18 protein-coding genes are annotated in these 21,909 nt (G+C 48.2%); 10 read left to right on the top strand and 8 right to left on the bottom strand.

From position 1 onward, the window contains the following. Nucleotides 1–372: 372 nt before the first annotated feature. Together pgsA and uvrC are read right to left on the bottom strand one after the other, a co-directional pair. A complete protein-coding gene (gene pgsA / locus ACZND6_RS05785; protein WP_008811810.1) occupies nt 373–972 on the bottom strand; it encodes a CDP-diacylglycerol--glycerol-3-phosphate 3-phosphatidyltransferase in 600 nt (199 codons plus the stop codon). Beyond that, nucleotides 956–2,845, bottom strand: a complete 1,890-nt coding sequence (uvrC, locus tag ACZND6_RS05780) for an excinuclease ABC subunit UvrC (protein WP_293738328.1) — start codon at nt 2,843–2,845, stop codon at nt 956–958. Before uvrC ends, pgsA begins: the two co-directional genes overlap by 17 nt. 263 nt (nt 2,846–3,108) lie before the next feature. Between uvrC and earP the strand changes: the two genes are divergently transcribed. From earP to ACZND6_RS05760, 4 genes are all read left to right on the top strand, one after another. Further along, complete coding sequence (gene earP, locus ACZND6_RS05775; RefSeq protein WP_293738329.1) at nt 3,109–4,197, top strand: elongation factor P maturation arginine rhamnosyltransferase EarP; 1,089 nt, start codon at nt 3,109–3,111, stop codon at nt 4,195–4,197. A gap of 221 nt (nt 4,198–4,418) precedes the next feature. Next, nucleotides 4,419–4,976 (top strand): elongation factor P, encoded by a 558-nt coding sequence (efp, locus tag ACZND6_RS05770; protein ID WP_293738330.1) that lies wholly within the window; start codon nt 4,419–4,421, stop codon nt 4,974–4,976. A gap of 301 nt (nt 4,977–5,277) precedes the next feature. Further along, nucleotides 5,278–6,855, top strand: a complete 1,578-nt coding sequence (locus ACZND6_RS05765) for a Na+/H+ antiporter NhaC family protein (RefSeq protein ID WP_293738331.1) — start codon at nt 5,278–5,280, stop codon at nt 6,853–6,855. A gap of 135 nt (nt 6,856–6,990) precedes the next feature. Next, nucleotides 6,991–7,464, top strand: coding sequence for a hypothetical protein (locus ACZND6_RS05760; RefSeq protein ID WP_021867569.1), 474 nt, complete (start codon nt 6,991–6,993; stop codon nt 7,462–7,464). Nucleotides 7,465–7,551: 87 nt separating this feature from the next. On the opposite strand, the gene ACZND6_RS05755 is transcribed toward ACZND6_RS05760, so the two are convergent. The 4 genes from ACZND6_RS05755 to ACZND6_RS05740 form a co-directional block, all read right to left on the bottom strand. Next, the gene (locus tag ACZND6_RS05755; protein ID WP_293738332.1) at nt 7,552–8,178 is read right to left on the bottom strand and encodes a thermonuclease family protein; all 627 of its coding nucleotides are present in this window, start codon (nt 8,176–8,178) and stop codon (nt 7,552–7,554) included. A 164-nt stretch (nt 8,179–8,342) separates the two neighbouring features. Further along, the gene (locus ACZND6_RS05750; protein ID WP_293738333.1) at nt 8,343–9,110 is read right to left on the bottom strand and encodes an anaerobic ribonucleoside-triphosphate reductase activating protein; all 768 of its coding nucleotides are present in this window, start codon (nt 9,108–9,110) and stop codon (nt 8,343–8,345) included. A 70-nt stretch (nt 9,111–9,180) separates the two neighbouring features. Continuing rightward, nucleotides 9,181–9,360 carry an anaerobic ribonucleoside-triphosphate reductase gene (gene nrdD / locus ACZND6_RS05745; RefSeq protein ID WP_008811801.1) on the bottom strand — a complete coding sequence of 60 codons (180 nt, stop codon included), beginning with the start codon at nt 9,358–9,360 and terminating at the stop codon, nt 9,181–9,183. Nucleotides 9,361–9,413: 53 nt separating this feature from the next. Next, a complete protein-coding gene (locus ACZND6_RS05740) occupies nt 9,414–11,435 on the bottom strand; it encodes a ribonucleoside triphosphate reductase (RefSeq protein ID WP_008811800.1) in 2,022 nt (673 codons plus the stop codon). Between the two features lie 1,368 nt (nt 11,436–12,803). Here ACZND6_RS05740 and ACZND6_RS05735 point away from each other — a divergent pair. The 5 genes from ACZND6_RS05735 to ACZND6_RS05715 all read left to right on the top strand — a co-directional run bounded on the left by ACZND6_RS05735 (nt 12,804) and on the right by ACZND6_RS05715 (nt 19,224). After that, complete coding sequence (locus ACZND6_RS05735; RefSeq protein WP_489524466.1) at nt 12,804–13,616, top strand: hypothetical protein; 813 nt, start codon at nt 12,804–12,806, stop codon at nt 13,614–13,616. Between the two features lie 332 nt (nt 13,617–13,948). Beyond that, the gene (iscB, locus tag ACZND6_RS05730) at nt 13,949–15,232 is read left to right on the top strand and encodes an RNA-guided endonuclease IscB (protein WP_489524465.1); all 1,284 of its coding nucleotides are present in this window, start codon (nt 13,949–13,951) and stop codon (nt 15,230–15,232) included. A 5-nt stretch (nt 15,233–15,237) separates the two neighbouring features. Further along, nucleotides 15,238–15,537, top strand: coding sequence for an addiction module antidote protein (locus ACZND6_RS05725; protein ID WP_008811797.1), 300 nt, complete (start codon nt 15,238–15,240; stop codon nt 15,535–15,537). Nucleotides 15,538–15,543: 6 nt separating this feature from the next. Next, complete coding sequence (locus tag ACZND6_RS05720; RefSeq protein WP_293738449.1) at nt 15,544–17,391, top strand: AMP-dependent synthetase/ligase; 1,848 nt, start codon at nt 15,544–15,546, stop codon at nt 17,389–17,391. Further along, on the top strand, nt 17,392–19,224 hold the full coding sequence (locus ACZND6_RS05715; RefSeq protein ID WP_008811795.1) for an AMP-dependent synthetase/ligase: 1,833 nt from the start codon (nt 17,392–17,394) through the stop codon (nt 19,222–19,224). Nucleotides 19,225–19,294: 70 nt separating this feature from the next. On the opposite strand, the gene cysE is transcribed toward ACZND6_RS05715, so the two are convergent. Then, nucleotides 19,295–19,993, bottom strand: a complete 699-nt coding sequence (gene cysE, locus ACZND6_RS05710) for a serine O-acetyltransferase (RefSeq protein ID WP_008811794.1) — start codon at nt 19,991–19,993, stop codon at nt 19,295–19,297. A gap of 17 nt (nt 19,994–20,010) precedes the next feature. Then, nucleotides 20,011–20,808, bottom strand: a complete 798-nt coding sequence (locus ACZND6_RS05705) for an RNA methyltransferase (RefSeq protein WP_008811793.1) — start codon at nt 20,806–20,808, stop codon at nt 20,011–20,013. 87 nt (nt 20,809–20,895) lie between these two features. On the opposite strand from ACZND6_RS05705, the gene ACZND6_RS05700 reads away from it, so the two are divergent. Further along, nucleotides 20,896–21,825: an inositol monophosphatase family protein gene (locus tag ACZND6_RS05700; RefSeq protein ID WP_008863290.1), complete on the top strand. Its 930-nt coding sequence runs from the start codon at nt 20,896–20,898 to the stop codon at nt 21,823–21,825. Nucleotides 21,826–21,909 lie beyond the last annotated feature (84 nt).

Here is a 21,909-nt window from a genome sequence, read left to right as displayed (position 1 = left end):
GACTTCTTAGTGCCCGCTCTTATCGGTCGTCGATAAATTTTTAAAGATCATTTCGGCTTTCGCCGCCGCTCAGTTTCGTGAGCGAAGAATTGAAATTTTACAGACTTAAAATTTCTTGTCAACTCGACAGTTTGTTTCAAACTGTAAAATTTCTTTTCATAATACGAAACTCATCGTTCCGAACGAGGACGAATTATCCTTGCCTAAATCGCTTCTGTCAATGAGGATCTATGTCATTTTTTTTAAATCATCCTTTATCTATTAAATTCAAACAGTTGCATTAAATGTAAAACTTCGTATGCAACCTTTCATTTAAAAATAAAAGCCGAAGTCTTTCTCGACTCCGGCTCATACAAAACTCTTCAATGAATACTATTTTTGCTTCGGTTCGCTTGAAAAGAAAGGTGCAGCCGCTTTCAAATAGACGAACATGGAATAAATCGTCAGGATTGCAGCGATATAAATCAGAATGGTTCCCGTAAGGTAGACATTCCATGCGCCGATCGGATCAAAATAAAGAAGCATCGGAATAGAAACCATCTGAGCGATTGCTTTGATCTTTCCAAACCAATTAACTTTTACCTTTCCGGACTCACCGACTCTGGCCATCCATTCACGCAGAGCTGAAACGGTAATTTCTCTTCCGATAATTACCAGCGCTACCAGCATATCAACGCGTCCGAAGGCAAGAAGAACGATTAATGCCGCGCTAACCATAAGCTTGTCAGCCACAGGATCCAAGAATGCCCCGAGTGTTGTGCCCATCCCATAACGTCTGGCGATAAAGCCGTCCAAGGCGTCCGTAACCGCCGCGACAATAAAGAAAATACATCCGAGCAAATTCTGCGAATGCATACTTAGAACTGAAGTCGGAATCATGAAGACGCCGACGATTAACGGAATCAATGCAATACGAGTCCATGTAAGGACCATCGGAATATTGATTCGTACTTTTTTAACTGATTTGTCCATGCAACTGTGCGTAAATTTGTCTGGCTAAAGTTTGAGAGATGCCATCTACACTTGCGATGTCCTCCACGGATGCGTTGGACAACACTTTCAAGCTGCCGAACCGCTCAAGAAGTTTTTGTCTTCTTTTCGAACCGACTCCCTCAAGATCCTCAATTCTAGAATAATTTCTAGCCTTAGCCCGCTTCGCTCTCATACCGGTAATAGCAAAACGGTGTGCTTCGTCACGAATTTGGGCAATCAGCATCAGCGCAGGTGATTCTTGTCCGAGTTTGAGAGGTTCTTTATTTGGGTCCGGAAAAACCAATTCTTCCAGTCCAACCTTTCTTCCCTCGCCTTTTGCAACACCAACAATGACGTTTTTATCCAAACCTAATTCGTCAAAGACTTCGCAGGCCATCTTAACTTGTCCGCGCCCGCCGTCTACGAGAACAATATTCGGCAGAGTGGCCTCACCGTTAGCAACTCTTTGATATCTTCGAGTCAGAACCTGTTTCATCGCAGCATAGTCGTCGCCCGCCGTGACGTCTTTGATGTTGAACCTTCTGTATTGAGAGCTGTCCATGCGGTTTCCGGCAAAAACTACGCAGGATGCTTGGGTTGCTTCGCCCGAACTATGGCTAATATCGAAACACTCAACACGAAAATCTTCATACTCGGACTCAGGGATATCCAGTCCCAATTCCTGAACCAATGCCCCGATTCTTTTCTTCTGACTACCCTCTTCCGCAACTTTGCGTCCCAATGAGACTTTGGCATTGGTGACAGCGAGTTCAAGCCATTTTCTGCGAATATTCTGAGGACGGTAGATGACACTAACCTTCTTACCGGCAATCGTATTGAGGAGCTCTTCAATTCTTGGAGAACGCTCTTCCAGATTGATAATGACCACGGGAGGCACATCCATCTGCGTGTAGTGATGAGTAATGAATGCCTCAAGCACTTCTTCAAGTTCCGGTAATTCGGCATTCCGACCTAAAGATGGGAAAGATGCCTTGTCACCAAGATGACGACCTCCTCGAACCATCGCTAAATTCACACATACTTCGCCTTGAGCGGCAACCGCGGCAATAATGTCTGCATTGGCATCCGGCGCAGCTTCCATAGACTGCTGATGAATGACATTGGAAATCGCTGCCAAGTGATCTCTCATTACAGCTGCCCGCTCAAAGTCGAGTTTCTGCGAGTACTCGTTCATTCTGCGAGTCAGATCTTCCTGGACCTTTTGAGAATATCCTCTTAGAAATTCTTTTGCTAGGTCAACCGACTTACCGTATTCCTCCGGCGACACTTTTTTACAGCATCCTCCGCTGCAGCGCCCGATCTGGTAAAGCAGGCAAGGACGGGAGCGGTTATTAAAAACAGAAGTCTCACAAGTTCTCAGCTGAAAAACCTTCTGCAACAAAAGCATGGTGTCTTTAGCCGCATTCGCATTGGGATACGGGCCGAAATATGAATTGCGTTTATCGAGCGCTCCGCGGTAATAAGACAAGCGCGGATACTCTCCGGAACTTAATTTAAGGTACGGATACGACTTATCGTCACGGAAAAGAATATTGAAGCGGGGATCCTGAGTCTTAATCAGGTTCGATTCAAGAATCAAAGCCTCGGCTTCGCTGTTCACGACCGTGATTTGTGCGCTCGCAATCTGATCTACCATCAGTTTGGTACGAGGCGCTAGCGTTTTTTGGAAGTAACTGGAGACGCGGCGCTTCAAGTCCCTTGCTTTGCCTACGTAAAGCAAATTACCGTCTTTATCGAAATATCGATAAACGCCAGGCAAATGAGGCAGATTCTTTAAAAACTCGGCCGAATCAAATTTCTTGTCCGGCAGGTTCACAAGCTTTCCTTCAGTTTCTTTAAGAGCAGTTTCCATATACCTTTGGTAGGTCTTTTTGAACTTGAATACGGATTTAATTAAATACGTGTCGACAGTCAATCAACATTTCCTAAATTATAGGAAGCAGCCAGATGCTGGTGCTCTGAGTTGTATCACTTTGGTCTAAAAGACAAAATACTATCGAACATCGCAAAAAATTGGCGTAACCAATCGTTGCGCAGCTTCGACCGCATCGATTGTTTTTCTTGAGTTAAGGTTAAGATTGAGAGATATTTTTTCCAATCTATTTTCTAGAAAGCATGACCATCGATATTTTCTGTGACGTTATCGACAATTTCGGTGATGCCGGAGTCTGCTGGAGGTTGGCCTCCATTTTTTCCTGCGAGCACGGTTTTCCAGTGAAGCTCTATATTAATGACGCAGAAACGCTTTCTAAAATCACGGCCGGCTTAGACCCAAAAAAATTACCGTGCCTTGTCCAAGGCGTGGAAATTCACGACTGGAAAGACGCGGAAACGAGCGAGCCGTCCCAAGTTGTCATAGAGACCTTCGGATGCCGCCTCCCGATCGCATTCGAGCATAAAATTTCAGCCGCGCGTCCGCAGCCGATTTGGATCAACCTTGAATACTTATCAGCCGAAGACTGGGTGGAAGGCTGCCATAGTCTGCCCTCTCCACATCCGTCCTTAAACGTCAATAAATATTATTTCTTTCCCGGCGTCACGAAAAAGACCGGCGGCCTAATGATCGAGAAAGATCTATTTATAAGACAAGAACGTTTTGCAAAAGACAGAAATAAATTCTTAGAGAGTTTCAATCTGGACCCCGCCCTGTTCACGGTTTTCGTCTTTTGCTATCCCGGCGCGCCGTTGGCTGAATTTTATAAAGCACTCCGGCAGCGCGGCAAAGAAATCAATCTGCTTCTTCCGAAGGGTGCAGCTACTGATATTCTGTCCAAGCTTTATGAGGAACATCCATCCCGAAATATTCAGTTTGGAGTTTCAAAGATGGTTCCTCAATCTGAATTTGACAAATTTTTATGGGCCTCGGATTCTTTAATCATTCGCGGAGAGGACTCTTTCGTCAGGGCTCAGTTATCCGGTAAGCCGTTCATCTGGAATATCTACCCTCAAACCGAAGAAACGCACATTAAAAAATTAGAAGCCTTCGGCGAGAGAATCCGCCCTTATTACGGAGAGAGTTATCAAACTTGGATAGATATGAATTTATCCTGGAATAAGTCCTCTAGAGACTTAACTTGCTGTTGGGAGCGATGGTGCCATGAGTTGCCTCTTATGAAAGAAGCCGCCCAGCACTGGAGAGACCATTTGGTTTCCTTGGGCTCCCTCGCAGATAATCTTCTTCTCTTCGTGGAAAGCAAAATCTAATGTCGTTTTTCAAAAAAGATTCTCATCGCGGGAGAACCTTTTCTTCTCCCGCGCATACTCCTATCTAACAATCTTGAAAGATCGTTAGAAGTTGCAATAGACGGTACCAAAATTTTGACGGAGCACTGTTTTTAAAGCTAAAATCTTTGCTTTAAAAAATTTTAGTTCGGCCGTTATTCACAGCGACCGCAGACATTAACCTTTCATTTTTAAGTATTAATATGAAAACAGCACAAGAACTTCGCGTCGGCAACGTCGTGATGATCAACAACACTCCGATGGTCATTTTGAAGTCTGAATACAGCAAGGGCGGCCGCGGTGCCTCCACTGTCAAACTCAAAATGAAGAACCTTCTTTCCAACGGCGGTACCGAAACTGTTTATCGTGCTGATGACCGTTTCGAAGACATTATCCTCGACAAGAAAGAAGTTTCTTACTCCTACTTCGGCGATCCTCTGTATGTTTGGATGGACGACGAATACAACCAGTACGAAGTCGAAGCCGAAGTTATGGAAGACGTCCTCAAGTATCTTGAAGACGGCATGAAGGCTGAAGTTGTTCTTTACAACGGCCGCCCCATCTCCATCGAACTCCCGACAATCCTGGTTCGTGAAGTTGTTTACACAGAACCTGCTGTCAAGGGCGACACTTCCGGTAAAGTCATGAAACCTGCCAAGCTGGCCACCGGCCACATCATTCAGGTTCCGGCTTTCGTTAACACCGGCGACAAGATCGAAATCGACACAAGAACTGACGAATACCGCAGCCGCGTTATGTAATTTGTCGGATTCAGAATTCCTCTTTGAGGTTTACTGAAAATCCAAAGCCGGGCTTTCGGGTCTGGCTTTTTTCTTGCCTAAAAGTCCAGAAACATAGAACTCTCAATCTGCCTATTCTCTTGGACAACTGGACTTTCACTCCATATTCTTAATCGATATCACTGACAAACGGGTGCCTGATATCGCTTAATCACGGTTTATTTCCGGATTGTGCGGTAATTTTTCCGAAAATGCGGGGTTGACCGAAAACAATCAATTACAATCCCCAATATCCATTAATAACTTATTTAAACCTTCGACCATGGAACCTTATGCAGCCGGCTGGTTATCAATCCTGCCTCCAATCATTGCCATCGTCCTTGCTCTGATCACCAAAGAAGTGTTTTCTTCTTTATTGATCGGCATCTTCTCCGGCGCCGCCATTTACACATTCGGCTCCGGCGTGCCTGATCCTTTAATCAAGATGCTTGACGTTACTTTTTCGCTCATGGGCCAAAAAGTCGACTTCCAGATCCTTCTCTTCTGTACTCTTTTAGGAGCACTTGTCTATGTTCTGAACATGTCAGGGGGCACTAAGAAATACGGTGAAATTGCCCGAAGAAAAATCAAAAACCGAGAAACATCGGTTCTTGCCACCTGCGGTCTGAGCTTCTTCATCTTCATTGACGACTATTTCAACTGCCTGACTGTCGGTACGGTCATGAAACCGCTCACCGACTCTTATCGTGTCTCCCGCGAGAAGCTGGCTTACATCATCGACTCGACAGCAGCTCCGATGTGTATCATCGCTCCGGTTTCTTCTTGGGCTGCCGCCGTGGGAAGTTCTTTGAAATCCACAGGCGCTTTCCAGAGTGACTTCCAGGCATTCGTCTCGACAATTCCCTACAACTTCTACGCAATTTTCTGCCTGCTTTTAGTTCTTTATCTTTCCTGGACCAATCGTGACTTCGGTCCGATGAAAAAAGCAGAAGAAAACGCTCTCCTTAAGTCAGTAGAAGGTAAAGGCAGCGGAGCCACCGTCGAGGAACCCAAACATGCGCAAAGTGATAAAGGCACGATTTGGGACATGCTTCTTCCTCTCATTGCTTTGATCGTTTTTGCTGTTCTCGCCCTTCTTTATGACGGCGGGTACTGGGGTAAAGATGCTGCCTATCACACAGTCGCTGCTGCGCTCGGCAACTGCTCCGCTTCCAAAGCTCTGGTTTGGGCTTCCTTCGGTGCCTTAGGCGTTGCATTCATCATGTACATCCCGCGCCGCGTGGTTTCTTTCCATAACTTCATGGAAGGCACCATCGAGGGTATGAAACTCATGCTTCCTGCCAACGTGATTTTGGTTTTGGCTTGGACGCTTTCCGGTGTTTGCCGCGACCTGCTTACTACCCAAACTTTTGTTCAAGGTATGGTTTCCAGCGGTTCCGGTCTTGACCTTTTCCTTCCTGCCGCGATCTTCCTCGTTGCCGCATTCCTGAGTTTCTCCACTGGTACTGCCTGGGGTACTTTCGGTATCCTGATCCCGATCGCTGTGCCGGTTGCAGCTGCCGTCGATCCCTCTCTTACCATCGTCTGCTTGTCTGCCACATTAGCCGGCTCTGTTTTCGGTGACCACTGCTCTCCGATTTCAGACACGACGATTCTGTCGAGCGCGGGCAGCGGATGCAGTCACATTTCGCACGTTTCAACACAGCTACCGTATGCTTGGTTTGTAGCTTGCTGCTGCTTCGTGGGTTACGTGGCTGCCGGCTTCAGCAAAGGCAGCTGGATCATCAGCTTCGGCGCAACAGCAGTCTGCTTCGTCGGCTTCTTAGCCTTCATGTGGAATCGAAGCTTTAATGTTCGCGCTTTTGCGAAGAACATTCATAGTCCAATCAATATCGGTTAATCCGATTTGAAACCCTCTCAAAACGCCCTTCGGGGCGTTTTTCATTTGGCGTCTAATTCAGTTATCGGTAATCAACAAGAATCAAAACTCTTTGATAATATGGATGCAAGTAGTTTTAGAAGTACGGGCATAAAAATGACGATAGACAATCCTGATGACTTCTGCTCCTTCAAGGGCAAAGATATCGACTTTGAGGATGAGAAATACGATCCATTTCCGGTTTACCGTTTCAAACCGGTAGCGATGAATATGCTCAAGCACTGCATTGTCCCGAGCAGATTAGATAATTTGGTGGCAAATCTGGAGTATATCGGCAGCCGAAAAATGGCCAATGTCGAAGAACTAGAACTTGCCGAATCGACCTTATCCTTTTTCACGAATGAATTTCCGAGATATTGGCTGAAAAAAGGCTCAGAAGCCCTCCTGACCAGTGTTCCCGAAATCTTGGTTTCCATGCAGGATCCGAAGCCTGTCGGCGGGGAGTCGCCTCTTAGCATTCCTTTCCTAACCGAATCCATTCGCGGAGACGAAGGAAAAGTAGCGATTTTGGTTGCTCCTCAGTGTTTCGAGAAAAATCCGGATTTCCCGGACAAGCAAATGCTGAATTAACCGACAAGAAAGGCCGAATCTTCAACAAAGACGGCCTTTTATTTTGCCTGCCCTTCGGCAGGCTTTGTTTTGCTGACTATTGCAGTCTTAATTCCTTGGATGCTCTCTCCTCCAATCGCGAGGGTTCTGTGGATTGGGGTCCGCCCATAAGCCGATTCTCTTTGCGCGCGCATTGTCCTCGGCTTTCAAATAGAGGTTTTTATCTCCCGGTTGAAGATCTTTCAGATAATTTCTATAGACCCAGGCGTTTCCGGTGCTGACCTGGTCGAGATTTAGATCTTTTCCATCGGCTACCAGTTTTCCGATAATTCTGCCGTACTGGTCTCTCCCGCGGTAAATCACTTGAACGTGATACTCAGCGTCCCTCAGATTGCGTTTTAGATGTTCCGCACTTTGAACTCCGTAAGCTTGTTTGCTCTCCGGAGCGTCGATGCCAAGAAGCCTAACTCGAGCTTCTTTTCCTTCGTCATCTTTAATGTAAACGGTATCGCCGTCAGCCACACGAGTCACGCGGGCATGGAGTGTTTGAAAGCCATCTTTGAGCACCTGTTCTACAAACGGGCGGTTATCCTGAGTTTCCGTACCCGGATGCGGGTCACGAATATCTGCAATGTAGCTGGCAATAAGAGCAACCGCACCCAAAATCAAGAGAATGTTTCTCCACGTCTTGGCGCGAGAAGATCCGGCGTTTTTAAAATTGCCGTTGTTTTTCATCGATGAGCTCCGTCCGAAAATGGTTGGTCAAAGTCTAACAAGGAGATTTGTCTTAAAGAAAATATGCCGCCGAAGTTGAGTTCAATGCTTTGTCCGAAAAGCAAGAAGACCGGTCCCGAATGTTCTTTCGAGCCAGTCTCATAAAATTTATTTCTCAAAAAACGCTAACTGCGGCGATAAATAAATTTCTTGAATAAGGACTCGAGCGTTTTTAAAGTCTCTTCATGCGGATAGTCACTTCCGACACGTTCAAGAAGATGTTCCTCCGGCAGTCCTCTGGGCTGGCGATAAATTTGAAGTGCGTAAGTTTCAATTCCTGCATCAGACAGTTCTCTGGCGAGCTGAAGGATTTGCTCTTCAGTGTGATATTCGGGATGCACGGTCGTACGTGTTTCTATAGAAACACCAACCTCTAACAGCATTTCAAGAGAAGAACGAACTTTGGCTGCTGCGCCTTTGCGGCGAACGACTTTTTCATAAGCAGCTTCATCAGACAAAGGAGCCTTGATATCTAATCCGACCCAATCTAAATACGGAAGAATCGCTCTCAGTCTGCGCGGATACATTCCTCCGGTGTGCAGCCCGATCTTATAGCCCTTCTCTTTGACTCTTTTAATGGCGTCAGGGAGCGCAGGATCAACACAGGGTTCTCCGCCGCTGAAAACCACGCCGTCAATTAAACCTTTTCTTCTGTCAAGGAAATGATCAATGTATTCCCAGGAAACGTAACCGTCCCCTTCGTTCATCTCTCGGCTTTGGAGATCCTCGTTTTGACAATAGACGCACTTCCACGGACACCCTTTGATAAAGACCACTGCAGATAAACAATCAGGAAAGTCGATGGTGGTCATGCGTGTTACGCCGCCCACCAGAAGTTCCTCAGCAGGTTTGTCCTTCACTTCAGGTTCAATAGGAATAAATACGTCTTTCATAAAAAGAAAAATCCCAAATAAAAAACCTCCCGATGCGCGAAGCAACGAGAGGATTTCTTTTAATCAAAGATTACTTGCTGCAGCCGCACTTCTTTTCGTCGAAGTATTTGCGTTCTGCAAATTCACCCTGCTTGCCGATGTTGAAAGAAGAGATCGGACGATGGTAGCCCATCACGCGGGTCCAGATTTCGCATTTTGTGCGTTCTTCGTCTTTCAATTCGATGTTTGTGTCTTTAACATTTTCATTCATTGCAGTCTCCTGTGTGAATAAATCAATCCTAAAAAATTAATCTTTACTGTTTCTTAACCGTTGGAAGCCATGTCAAGCTTCTTTTTGGCAATCAATTCTGCGTCGCACTTCGGACAGAACTCGTGGTTGCCCGGGATATAACCGTGTTTCGGGCAAACCGAGAATGTCGGAGTGATCGTGATGTACGGCAGTCTGAAACGTGTCAAAGCGCGGCGAACGATGTCGCGACAGAGCTCGGGGCTCGAAATGGCTTCATTCATGTACAGATGCAGTACGGTGCCGCCTGTATACTTCTTCTGCAGGTCTTCCTGCATTTCCAAAGCTTCGAAAGGATCGTCCGTATAGGAAACCGGCAGCTGAGAGCTGTTGGTGTAGTAAGGATGATCTGGCGTACCCGCCTGAAGAATCTTCGGGAAACGCTTCTTATCTTCTTTGGCAAAGCGGTAAGTTGTACCTTCAGCCGGTGTGGCTTCAAGGTTGTACATGTGTCCGGTTTCTTCCTGGAACATGACCATCTTGTCGCGGATGAAATCAAGCACTTTAGCGGCAAAGGCGTGGCCGGCTTCCGTCGTAATGTCTTCTTCGTCCTGTGTGAAGTTGCGGATCATTTCATTGATGCCATTCACACCGATCGTAGAGAAGTGATTACGCAGCGTGCCGAGATAACGTCTTGTATACGGGAACAAGCCCTGATCCATATGGCGCTGAATGACCTTGCGCTTAATTTCAAGGCTGTTGCGGGCTAAGTCAAGCAGGTAGCTCAGACGATTGAACAAACCTTCTTCATCCTGAGCAAAAACATAACCCAAACGAGCGCAGTTGATTGTCACAACGCCTAAGGAACCGGTCTGTTCAGCAGAGCCGAAAAGTCCGTTGCCGCGCTTAAGCAGCTCTCTCAAGTCCAGCTGCAGACGGCAGCACATCGAACGAATCATGTTCGGCTTGAGTTCGGAATTGATGAAGTTCTGGAAATACGGCAGACCGTAGCGGGCAGTCATGCTAAAGAGCAAATGTGCATTAGGGCTGTCCCACTCGAAGTCCGGCGTCATGTTGTACGTCGGGATCGGGAATGTAAAAACGCGGCCCTTAGCGTCGCCTTCAAGCATCACTTCAATATACGCACGGTTGATCATGTCCATTTCTTTCTGGAGCTCACCGTACGTGAAGTCAACTTCTTCTCCGCCGATCAAAGGATGCTGATCGCGCAGGTCCTGCGGGCAGACCCAGTCAAACGTCAGGTTTGTAAACGGAGTCTGTGTACCCCAGCGGCTCGGGACATTCAGGTTGTAAATAAGTTCCTGAATGCACTGACGGACTTCCTTGTAATCAAGGTTGTCGATGCGGATGAAAGGAGCGAGATAGGTGTCAAACGAACTGAAAGCCTGAGCACCGGCCCACTCATTCTGCATCGTACCGAGGAAGTTTACGATCTGACCGACAGCACTGGTTAAATGCTTAGGTGCTCCGGCTTCAACCTTGCCTGGAACACCGTTCAGACCTTCATTCAAAAGTGTCTTCAGGGACCAGCCAGCGCAATAGCCGGAAAGCATATCCAAGTCGTGGATATGGATATCGGCCTGTCTGTGAGCATTGCCGACTTCCGGAGGATAAATATAGTTGAGCCAATAGTTAGCAACAACCTTACCGGAAACGTTGAGAATCAAACCGCCCAAAGAGTAGCCTTGGTTGGCATTGGCGTTCACACGCCAGTCCAGATGCTGCAGGTACTCATTCATAGAGCTTTCAACATCAACGAGGCTGCGGCGAGCATCACGGGCCTTTGCGCGCTGTTCGCGGTAAACAATATAAGCACGAAGGGTCTTACGGAATCCGGTATCAAAGAGCGCGTTTTCTACGGCATCCTGAATCTGTTCAATAGTAGGAGTCGCAACATTCTGCTGAGCCAGACGGTTCATCACTTCGATATGAGTGATGCGGTTTGCGGTCGCGGCATCGAATTCACCGGTGGCTTTACCTGCTTTTTCGAGGGCGGCTGCAATCTTTGAAATATCGAAGTCCTTTACCGTGCCGTCACGTTTAATGACGTACATCGGCGTCTCCATCGTAGGGCTCATCTGCCTTGTCTCCTTATCTATAGTTCATGTTCGCAAATACATTAATTTAAAAATAGTCATGTACTGCTAAGCCATTTAAAAACTTTTAGGGTGGTCCGATAGTCCAAACAAAGTTTGAGCTATCGGACCAGTAAATCTACTCCAAATGATAATCTCATACAACAGATGGTGTGGGAACAATAAAAAGATAACTATATACGGAAATAAGAGGGGATATTAAAAATCTCTTGTGTAGGTCAAAACTGTAGGAAAAAATCAAAAACCTTGTAGATAAAAGGACCTGCGCGAAAGACGTGAAAAATGACGGAAGAGGAAAAACACAATAGGTTGAGATTCGTTTTTTTTAAGCTGATTTTGTAACCGTCTATTTTGCTCAGCTTTTTTCGAAGCTCTGATCACTCAAAATAGGTAGGATCGAGTAGAAATGTAACTCCTCTCTTTTCGTTGTAGATTCAAGAACTTGTCAGGATCTTTAGCTTCCTAGTCAAAAAACTCAAAAAGCCCTTACAAAAACCGAAAAATCTAAAATTATATCTATTTATTATCTTATTTGATTATATTTTCTATTTCATACCTCCGATCATCTTCTTAATTAGTGTCAGATTAAATATCTGTCATATTCATGAAATAATATGAGATAAACTAAGGGAAATTACTAATAGTCCTCTACCTCTGCTTTATACCTCTACTTTCGGCTCAATTGTCAGGGATTTAACTCAAAAATCGGACAAATTTTTCTTTACTAGACCATGTCCGACGGGAAACCACGCGGGGTTCGAGAATTTTTGACCCGAATATTAAATAGAAGAATTTTCTTAAAAGATTTCGGATAAGAAAAAGCCGTCGAGGTTTTCGACGGCTTTTAGGTGTCTATTGAACAGCTCGGGACCAACCAAACCGTTCAGCGTTATGTTTGAGGAGCAACGCTTTCGTAAGACTGTATGAATAGAATACCTATTTTTTAGCAAGATTTTTAAATAAAATATAGAAAATTCAGTTAGTAAGAAAATTCTTCATCCGTTTGTATATATGAATTTATAAATAACAAAAGATAATAAATCAATTTTCTTAAAATCCTTCTGCTAAAAAACATTTCTATCTGTCACTATTTTAATAGCGCAAAGAAAATTTGTCATTCCTTATATTAGTATTTTCCTTAATATCACAACTGACTACGAGGGTAATTTCATGCCGTTTTTTGTGAATTTTTTCTATTGTTTTCAGCCCTATAAATCGCTCAAGCCTGTGGGCTCAATGACGGAGGCCGAATTGTAAATTCAGATTTTTTCATGACTCGTCTTATACTCCTCCCTGTCTCGGAGTCGTTAAAATGATCGTCCCTGTTTCATTATTTGTTCGAGTTTTCAAATGCGTTTCACTTCTCCGAGTCGTACGATCCCGTCGATCTGTTTGGCAATCTATGGTTGCGGACAGCTCGATCGTGTCGCGGACTTCATCAACAACAGCGGAGAATACGTTGAGGACGGAGTGACCTTTACGCCCGGCATGATTGCCGGCCAGTATGCATTCGAACAAGTGAAGCTTGACCGTAAAGGCTATGACACCCGCCGTCTGCAGAAGTATTTATCTTTCCTCGCTGACGCCGGCGCCTACTTCTCCGAAGAAGAGGCTCTTCAGCGCGCTGATGATTTAATCAACAATTTCACTGCTGATTTCGGTCATGACGAAGACGGAGACGCTACTTTCCGTATCAAGGCTCAAAGCTATCGTTTAAAGAAATACGACTGCCATGCTTTGTGGAGCATGATCAATCAGGCTTCTTTGCGCATTGAAAGCGTCAAACCCGAGACTTTCTGCGACGAGGACAGCGACGAAGACATTTCCTCAGATTCGCTAGACCTCGTTCTCACTTCTCGTCTTTACAACAAACAAAACGAGCCCTTTGCAACTCTGACTCAGTACTACACGGTCAGCAAAGGAATGCTCACGGTCGAAGATTTAATCGACTATTTTCTCTTTGACTATCCCAATTTCCATGACGAAAGCGGCAAAACTTACGACCTCATGGAAAATATCGCGCAGCGCTACTACACGGAATGCATCAAAGTTGTGATGGATTACTTTCGTGATTCCCACAAGGAGCTTCCGGATGTTATCCGTTCCGAAGAAATCACTTCGATGATCCTGCAGCCGATGAAGCTGCCGATCATGCCGAATTAAACGCACCATCTGGCTGTAATCTCGTCGACTTTTTGAATTTCTGTAGCCTATAAGCTACACTCGGCAAAATTTCTTCTTATTTGCCGACCTTGTCAACTACCTCGGCCTAAAGGCCGAGGCTTGAAAAAGCCTCTAGTTGACTAGCCTCAGGCCGTCGTTTGGCGGACTACGTTGGTCGGGAACCTATAGGCACCGCGGGATGCAGATCCTAGTCCCGCGCTCTGCGGCCGATGGTTAAAAGCTCTGAGAGGCAGGAGCGGTGCTGTCGGCTTGAAACCCCTTCCAACATTGGCGAAGGATCACAACCGGTCGAAAGACCGAGGAGATAAAACTTGAGAGTATTTGTCCTAAACAAACTCGGAAAACCGCTGATGCCCTGTTCACCGGCAAAAGCGCGCCTTCTGCTTAAAGAGAAGAAAGCTATTGTGAAGAGGCGAACGCCTTTCACTATTCAGCTGACGATTGCAACGGGTGAGTCCAAACAGCCGGTGACTCTGGGTGTTGATGCCGGGTACAAACATGTCGGCCTTTCCGCATCAACGGAAAAGGCTGAGCTTTATGCATCAGAAGTCGAACTCCGTCAGGACGTCTCTGATCTGCTCTCTGCTCGTCGCGCGTTACGGCAGTCGCGCTGTAACCGCAAAACGCGCTACCGCGCGCCGAGGTTCAACAACCGTCTCCGCACCAAGCGCAAAGGCTGGCTTGCTCCGTCGGTTGAAAACCGAATCAACGCGCACTTGTCGCGCATAGAAGCGGTTCTTCGACTGCTGCCGGTCACGAAGATCACCGTGGAAACGGCTTCCTTCGACATGCAGCTGCTGAAGAATCCAGACATTGCAGGGAAAGAGTACCAAGAGGGCGAGCAGCTCGGCTTCTGGAACGTCCGCGAGTATGTTCTTTTCAGAGACGGGCACGTTTGTCAGCATTGTTACGGCAGATCGAAAGATCCGGTGCTCAATGTTCATCACTTGGAAAGCAGACGTACCGGTGGAGATTCGCCCGGCAACCTGATTACGCTTTGTGAGACGTGCCATAAGGCACTTCACCGCGGCGATATCACGTTGAAGGCCAAGCGAGGGAAATCGTTCCGTGCGGAAGCCTTCATGGGAATTATGCGCAGGGAAGTACACAACCGTCTAAGAGCTTTGCATCCGGGGATTGAGGTGAGCAACACCTATGGATACCGGACCAAGCACGCACGAATCGCGAACGGCATCGCCAAGTCGCATTGTGCGGATGCTTTCTGCATCGCCGGCAACCTCGGCGCCGAAAGGCTCTGCGAATTCTTCTTCCAGAAGCAGACGCGCCGGAACAACCGGCAGATTCACAAGCTCTCCATCCTCAAAGGCGGCATTCGAAAGCGCAATCAGGCTCCCTTTGAGGTCAAAGGCTTCCGTCTTTTTGACAAAGTTGCCTGCCAGGGAGAAGAAAGCTTCATTTTCGGCCGTCGATCATCGGGGTTCTTTGATGTTCGAAAACTTGACGGAACCCGCATTTCAGCCGGCATCAGCTGCAAGAAGCTGCATCTGCTGGAAAAGAGACGAACCTATTTAACAGAAATTCGAAAGGAGGAGGCGCTTCCTCCCCTGCCTGAAGGCAGGGGGCTCCGCGCCTAAATTTGATGAATTTATCGACAAAAACTCCTTCCTCTTCTCTTAAGGAAGACACGGAAGAGCTCGTCAATTCGCTCAATCGAATGCTCCAGAGCGCTCAGAACGACGCTGCGGAAATTGCAGCGGCACTCGGGCGTATTGCCAAGAATTACGGCATGTCCCGCCTTGCCCGAGAAACTGGACTCTCCAGAGAAAGCCTTTACCGCACGCTTTCGGGACAGTGTTCTCCGGAATTTTCAACCATTCTCAAAATCATCCGTGCCCTGAATTTGAACTTTGCGGTTACGGACAACTCTTCTTCAAAATAATCAATCATGCAGCAACCACAAGATAATGAATTTACCCGCGCTGAAGAGATTCGAAAGCTCCGCGTTATTCCTGAGCTTATTTCTCATCACCTAGAAATCCGCGGAGATGATCCGGCCGTTTGTCAATTCAATGCCAAAACCAAACAATGGGAAACGCTCTCTTTTAAAGAGCTCTACGCTCGCGCCCTAGATTGGGCCAACGCGTTTGTAGCCTCCGGTTTAAAGAAAGGCGATCGAGTCGCCATGCTTCTGCCAAACGGCATTGATGCCGTTTGTTTTGATCAGGGCGCACTGATCGTCGGCCTTGTTCCGGTCCCGCTGCATATCATCGACACGCCGGCCAACTGCGCCTACATTCTGGAAGATTCGGACACGAAGCTCCTCGTCACTGTTAACCGCGCACGCTGGCATGCCATTCAAGCAACCGGCGCCGATTTGTCTCAGCTCCGCACAGTCGTCTACATCGATGATGAATCCGAACCTGAAAGCAAAGAGGTTCGCAGCGTTAACGTTGCTGAATGGCTGAAAGAAGGCGAATCCGTCTTAACCCTTCCGCCCGGACCCGAAGAGGAAGACTTGGCCGCTTTGGTATACACCTCCGGTACAACCGGTAAACCTAAAGGTGTCATGCTCACACATAAAAATATCATGAGCGATATTTCGGCCTTGCTTTACAACATCGCGCCGAATCCTTCCGACACCTGGTTATCCTTCCTCCCGCTGTCTCACACCTTCGAGCGCACCACTTCCTATTACATCGGCCTGGGAATGGGCAATAAAGTCACTTTCAGCCGAGGAGTTGCACGCATTCTGGACGATTTAAAACTTGTACGTCCGTCCATCATGATGTCCGTTCCGAGAGTTTTTGAAAAAGTCGCAGCTAAGATCAACGAACGTCTGAAACAAAAAGGCGCCGTGAGCCGCCTAGTCTTCAACGCGGCTGTTGACGCCGGTTACCGTAATTTCTGCCGTTGCAACGGCCTGCCTGTCGACTCCGCTGTCCCGGCAGCCTTCGATCGTCTGATGGATCCTCTTTACGACAAACTCGTTCGCAATCAGATTAAGAACTCCTTCGGAGGCCGCATGCGCGTCGCGGTTTCCGGCGGTGCAGCCCTGAGCCCGGAAGTTGCCAAAACGATCATCGGCTTAGGAATTGAAATCTTCCAAGGCTACGGCATGACCGAAACTTCCCCGATCATTTCCGTCAATAAAATCGGAGCCAATCATCCCGATACTGTCGGGCCGATCCTCGAAGGTATTGAAGCCAAACTGGGAGAAAAAGACGAGCTCTTAGTGCGCGGACCGCAGGTCATGAGAGGCTACTGGAAGCGTCCGGAAGACACGTTCAAGACTCTGGATCCCGAAGGCTGGCTCTCTACCGGTGACCAAGCCGACATCCTTCCCGGCAACTACCTGAAGATCAAAGGCCGCATTAAAGAGATCATCGTGACGTCTACCGGCGAGAAGGTGCCCCCTGTCGACATCGAGCAAGCCATCGAAAGGGATCCGCTTTTTGATCAGGCCATGGTCTACGGCGACAATCGTCCCTTTATCGTCGGCCTCCTCGTGCTGAACAAAGATAACTTCGAACGATTTGTCGTTTCTCTGAACCTGGATCCCAAAGATCCTGAAATCCTTACCAACAAGGCAGTTATCAGGGAAATCCTTAAACGCATCAAGACCGCCTGCAAATCATTTCCGCAGTATGGTGTACCTCGTTCCGTGCTTCTTCTCAAAGAACCTTGGACAATTGAAAACGATTCTTTAACGCCTACGCTGAAATTGAAGCGCCGCGTTATCGTGGCCGAACACGGTGACGAAATCGAGAAACTTTATGAAAATTTTGGAAAGTAAATGACAGCAGACAACCTCAACAACATGCGCGTCATTCCGGACTTGCTCGCGATCAACGAAAAAGTTCGCCCGAACAAGGTTGCTTATCGCCAGTTTGACGACAAATCTAAGACTTGGATCAGCGTAACTTGGAAAGAATTCGCTGATATGGTTCGCAGCTGGCGCAAAGCCTTTACGGCCTCCGGCTTATCAAAAGGCGACCACGCAGCTGTCCTGTTGCCCAATTCCATCACGGCAACCGCCTGCGACTTGAGCATCCTTTCGCAAGGCATGGTTCCGGTTCCCTTGCACGCGGTTGATACGCCGTCTTCCAGCGCTTTCATTCTGAACAATTCGGAAGCTAAGATTCTTTTTGTTCCGCGTACTCTGCGCTGGAACGCCATGCTGAACGCGCAAAAAGAATATCCGTACCTCAAACTCGTCGTCACGACCGGAAACGATGCCGAGGGTGCTTCAGAAGACTCTCCTGTCCCTGTGGTCAATCTTTCCGATTGGCTCAAACAGGGAGAAAACACCGACCTTAAAGAAGTCTCGATTGATCCCGATGACCTCGCTGCCATCGTCTACACCTCAGGCACCACCGGTAAACCGAAAGGCGTCATGCTCACGCACGATAACGTTTTAAGCAACGTGAAATCGTTTTCTCAGGTGATTGACGTCGGTTCCGATGACGTCTTCCTGTCTTTCCTGCCGTTTTCTCATACGTTCGAAAGAACCGTCACTTTCTACTTCACTTTGTTCTTAGGCGCCGAAGTCGGTTTTGCCCGCTCCGTCTTAAAACTTGCCGAAGACCTGAAGATCATCCGTCCGACGATTTTTGTGGCCGTACCTCGCGTCTTTGAGCAGTTTCATAGCCGCATCAAAGCGAGTCTTCAGTCCAAGGGAAGCATTGCCGCCACGCTTGCCGATCAAGCCGAAATGATCGGCTGGAGAAGATTCTGCCGCCGTAACGGCCTGGCCGTTCCCTCTTCTTCCGCTTCCTGGCTTGATTCTTTCATTTGGCCGATGCTGGAAAGCCGCATCGTGCTCCCGATCCGCGATGTGTTCGGAGGCCGATTGAGAATCGCGATTGCCGGCGGTGCCGCGTTAAACAACGCTATCGGCCGTTTCTACAACGCCATGGGCGTTGAACTGCGCCAAGGTTACGGTCTGACCGAGACCTCTCCGGTTATTTCCGTGAATCGCGAGAACTGCAACAATCCCGTCACGGTCGGACAGCCGATTCCCGGACTTCAAATTCGTCTCGGCGACATAGAAGAGCTGCAGGTTAAAGGCCCGACTGTCATGAAAGGCTACTGGAAGCGTCCTGACGCAACAGCCGAAGTCTTTACCGAAGACGGCTGGTTCAGAACGGGCGACCAAGCTGACTTGTCGGATGCCGGCCGCATCCGCATCAAAGGTCGAATCAAAGAAATCATCGTAACTTCCACCGGAGAGAAGATTCCTCCGACCGACATGGAACTTGCGATTCAGACAGATCCGCTTTTTGAGCAGGTCATGGTGGTGGGCGAAGCTCGTCCTTTCATCACAGCTTTAGCTGTCGTCAACGAAGCCGAGTGGGAGAAGTTTGCTAAGGAATTCAATGTGGATCCTTCAGACGACCGCATGCTCATGCGTCGCGACATCCGCATGGCCGCGCTGAAGCGTTTAAAGAAAGCTGCTTCTCGCTTCCCGCAGTACGGTATTCCGCGAAATATTCGCCTGTTGAAGGAACATTGGACCGTTGACAACGGATGTCTGACGGTCACGATGAAGCTTCGCCGTCCGATCATCCGCGAAAAACTCCGCGCTGAGATCGACGAGCTCTACACCGTCCCGCAGAACAACGTTTAATCAGAGATTATTCTTTGATTCGTGCAGCCTTCGGGCTGCACGTTTTGTTTTGGGCTTAGATCAGGTGTGCTTAGCTGATCTTCTTTTCCATTTCGTCCAGACGTGCCTGCTGCTCCTGAAGCAAATTCTCGAGCGATTTAATCTTCTCTACGTACGGGTCTTCTTCGTTAGCAACGACGCCATAGGCAGCTAAACGAACCTGGGCTTTCGGGTCAGGCTGAGGCTCGGGCTCTTTCTTCGGAACCGCTTTCTTGGATTTATCCACGATTCGAGCCGGGTTGCCCACAGCTGTTGAGTTGGGCGGGAGCGGCTTGATCACCACGGCGTTACTGCCGATGCGGCAGTTATCGCCGATTTCAAAACCGCCGAGAATCTTGGCGCCGGCGCCGACAATGACGTTTTTACCGATCGTCGGATGCCGTTTTGTTCCCGAGGCAAGAGAAGTTCCGCCCAGCGTGACGCCGTGATAAATCGTGCAGTCATCTCCGACCTCAGCCGTCTCTCCGATCACGACTCCCATGCCGTGGTCAATCAGCACGCGGTCTCCGATCTTTGCTGCCGGATGGATTTCAATTCCGGTTAAGAAGCGGTTGCACTGGGAAAGTGCTCTTGCGCTTACCTTCCAGTCTTTATTCCACAGCCAGTGTGCCACTCGGTGTGCAATGATGGCATGCAGTCCGGGGTAGCAAAGAAGAACCTCCCAGCGTGAACGCGCGGCAGGATCCCTTTCATAAATGGAGTTGACATCTCCTTTGATTCTCGAAAACATCCTTCCCTCTGAATCTCTTATTGCTGTCCGTCTTTTTTCGATTTTCTTCCGCTGCGTTCCGCCCGCGGACAAATAATCGCAGCGCAGATACCCCTAAGCATATCGACATCGGGTACGCTTAAACCGGAACGAGACAAAATTCTTTTCAGTTTGGGCATCATCAGCTTAGGACGTTCGGGATTCAGAGCTCCGCAGGCGATCATTGCCTCTTCAAGGTGTTCATAGAGCCCTTCAATGGCTTCCACACTTGCGGGCGCCTCACCTTCAAAACGGCTGGCATGCGCATCCAAGGCTCTTCCGCGAAGTGTCTGCTGAGCCTGATAAGCCGTCACCTGCACAGCCTGGGCCAGATTCAGGGAATCGCATTCAGGATTAGCCGGGATAGCGGTACAGAGCTGACAGAGCATCATCTCTTCGTTCGTCAGGCCGCTTCTTTCCGTTCCGAAGACAAAGGCGATTTCTTCCTGAGGATTTTCTTCCAAACATGTCTTGACCATTTCGCAGGAAGTCTGCAAGTCTGCCAGAGGAGGTCCGAATTCCCGATCGTAGCCGGAGAGCGCACAGGCAAAAGAAACATCTTTTAACGCTTCTAAAAGTGTCTCAGTACAGACGCTGTTTTGAAGAACATCGACAGCATGAGTAGAAAAAGCAATTGCATCCGGATCGGTGCGGTACTCGGGATGACGGGGGCTCACGACGTATAGACGGTCAAATCCCATGGTCTTAATCGCCCTTGCGGCAGAGCCGATATTGCCCGGGTGGCTGGGTGAAACGAGAACGAAGCGGATACGCCCTCGTTGGGGAAGGAAGTCCATAAACTACTGTCTCTTGAGGTAAAATTTCTGACTCTAAAGTTTACTTCACCGCTGAGGCGGTGCATAAAAAGTTCATCAGAGGAATAAATGGCAACCACAACTAAGCCGATGGCAAAAACGACAAAGGCCACCGATAAAAAGCGCGCTCCTCGCTCCACCAGCCGTAAAAGCGCTGAAAACGGCGATCAGAAGAAACATTACCGCCCTGCTCCATCTCTGCCGATGCAGAATGAAGGCATGCTCAACATGGCAATTAAGGCCGCTCGCGACGCCGGCAAGATTCAGGTCATCGCTTTCCGTGACCGCAGCAATCTTCAGATCTCGAACAAGAGTCTCGGCGACTATGTCACTGAAGTGGACAAAGAATGCGAACGCGTCATTGTAGAAACACTTAAGACCGCCTACCCCGATCACGCATTCCTCGGTGAAGAAACCGGTGAGAGCGGCAAGAAAGACGCCGAATACACTTGGGTCATTGATCCGCTCGACGGCACGACGAACTTTATTCACGGAATTCCTCAGTTTGCCGTTTCCATCGCTCTGCTGAAAAACGGTCAGCCGCTCCATGCTGTCGTCTATCACGCCATGGCCAATGAGCTCTTTACCGCAACCAAAGGCAAAGGTGCTTACCTTGATTCCCGCCGTATCCGCGTCTCCGGCTGCAATTCCATGCAGGATGCCCTGCTTGCCACCGGCTTCCCCTTCCGCGAAGGCGATAACTACGATGCTTACATCAAGTCCATGAAGGTCATGATGGAAAAGACCTGCGGTCTGCGCCGCATCGGTTCTGCTGCTCTTGATCTTTGCTGGACAGCCTGCGGCCGCTTTGACGGCTACTGGGAAAAAGGCATCAAGATTTGGGATATCGCTGCCGGTGCACTGATTGCCCGTGAAGCCGGCGCCTTCGTTACCGACTTCTCCGGCGAAGGTGATTATCTTCAGAAAGGCGAAATCATTGCCGCCGCTCCGAAGATCTTCCCGGAAATGGTTAACGTCATTCAGGGCCGCCAAGCTTAATCCTTAGCACAAATTTTGATAAAGCCTTCGGCGAACCGTCCGAAGGCTTTTTTTATCGATTTTTTGTCCGTTGAGATATCATCA

This window comes from Parasutterella sp., assembly GCF_057870745.1.
This window is presented reverse-complemented; position numbering and strand designations above follow the sequence as displayed.

What these genes read in the sequence shown, in the direction of transcription:
- ACZND6_RS05720 (WP_293738449.1), top strand. Translation starts at nt 15,544, where the DNA reads ATGCAGCAACCACAAGATAATGAATTTACCCGCGCTGAAGAGATTCGA.
- pgsA (WP_008811810.1), bottom strand. Translation starts at nt 972, where the DNA reads ATGGACAAATCAGTTAAAAAAGTACGAATCAATATTCCGATGGTCCTT.
- ACZND6_RS05725 (WP_008811797.1), top strand. Translation starts at nt 15,238, where the DNA reads ATGAATTTATCGACAAAAACTCCTTCCTCTTCTCTTAAGGAAGACACG.
- ACZND6_RS05705 (WP_008811793.1), bottom strand. Translation starts at nt 20,808, where the DNA reads ATGGACTTCCTTCCCCAACGAGGGCGTATCCGCTTCGTTCTCGTTTCA.
- ACZND6_RS05735 (WP_489524466.1), top strand. Translation starts at nt 12,804, where the DNA reads ATGCGTTTCACTTCTCCGAGTCGTACGATCCCGTCGATCTGTTTGGCA.
- ACZND6_RS05760 (WP_021867569.1), top strand. Translation starts at nt 6,991, where the DNA reads ATGACGATAGACAATCCTGATGACTTCTGCTCCTTCAAGGGCAAAGAT.
- ACZND6_RS05755 (WP_293738332.1), bottom strand. Translation starts at nt 8,178, where the DNA reads ATGAAAAACAACGGCAATTTTAAAAACGCCGGATCTTCTCGCGCCAAG.
- ACZND6_RS05700 (WP_008863290.1), top strand. Translation starts at nt 20,896, where the DNA reads ATGGCAACCACAACTAAGCCGATGGCAAAAACGACAAAGGCCACCGAT.
- ACZND6_RS05750 (WP_293738333.1), bottom strand. Translation starts at nt 9,110, where the DNA reads ATGAAAGACGTATTTATTCCTATTGAACCTGAAGTGAAGGACAAACCT.
- cysE (WP_008811794.1), bottom strand. Translation starts at nt 19,993, where the DNA reads ATGTTTTCGAGAATCAAAGGAGATGTCAACTCCATTTATGAAAGGGAT.
- uvrC (WP_293738328.1), bottom strand. Translation starts at nt 2,845, where the DNA reads ATGGAAACTGCTCTTAAAGAAACTGAAGGAAAGCTTGTGAACCTGCCG.
- earP (WP_293738329.1), top strand. Translation starts at nt 3,109, where the DNA reads ATGACCATCGATATTTTCTGTGACGTTATCGACAATTTCGGTGATGCC.
- ACZND6_RS05740 (WP_008811800.1), bottom strand. Translation starts at nt 11,435, where the DNA reads ATGAGCCCTACGATGGAGACGCCGATGTACGTCATTAAACGTGACGGC.
- efp (WP_293738330.1), top strand. Translation starts at nt 4,419, where the DNA reads ATGAAAACAGCACAAGAACTTCGCGTCGGCAACGTCGTGATGATCAAC.
- ACZND6_RS05715 (WP_008811795.1), top strand. Translation starts at nt 17,392, where the DNA reads ATGACAGCAGACAACCTCAACAACATGCGCGTCATTCCGGACTTGCTC.
- ACZND6_RS05765 (WP_293738331.1), top strand. Translation starts at nt 5,278, where the DNA reads ATGGAACCTTATGCAGCCGGCTGGTTATCAATCCTGCCTCCAATCATT.
- nrdD (WP_008811801.1), bottom strand. Translation starts at nt 9,360, where the DNA reads ATGAATGAAAATGTTAAAGACACAAACATCGAATTGAAAGACGAAGAA.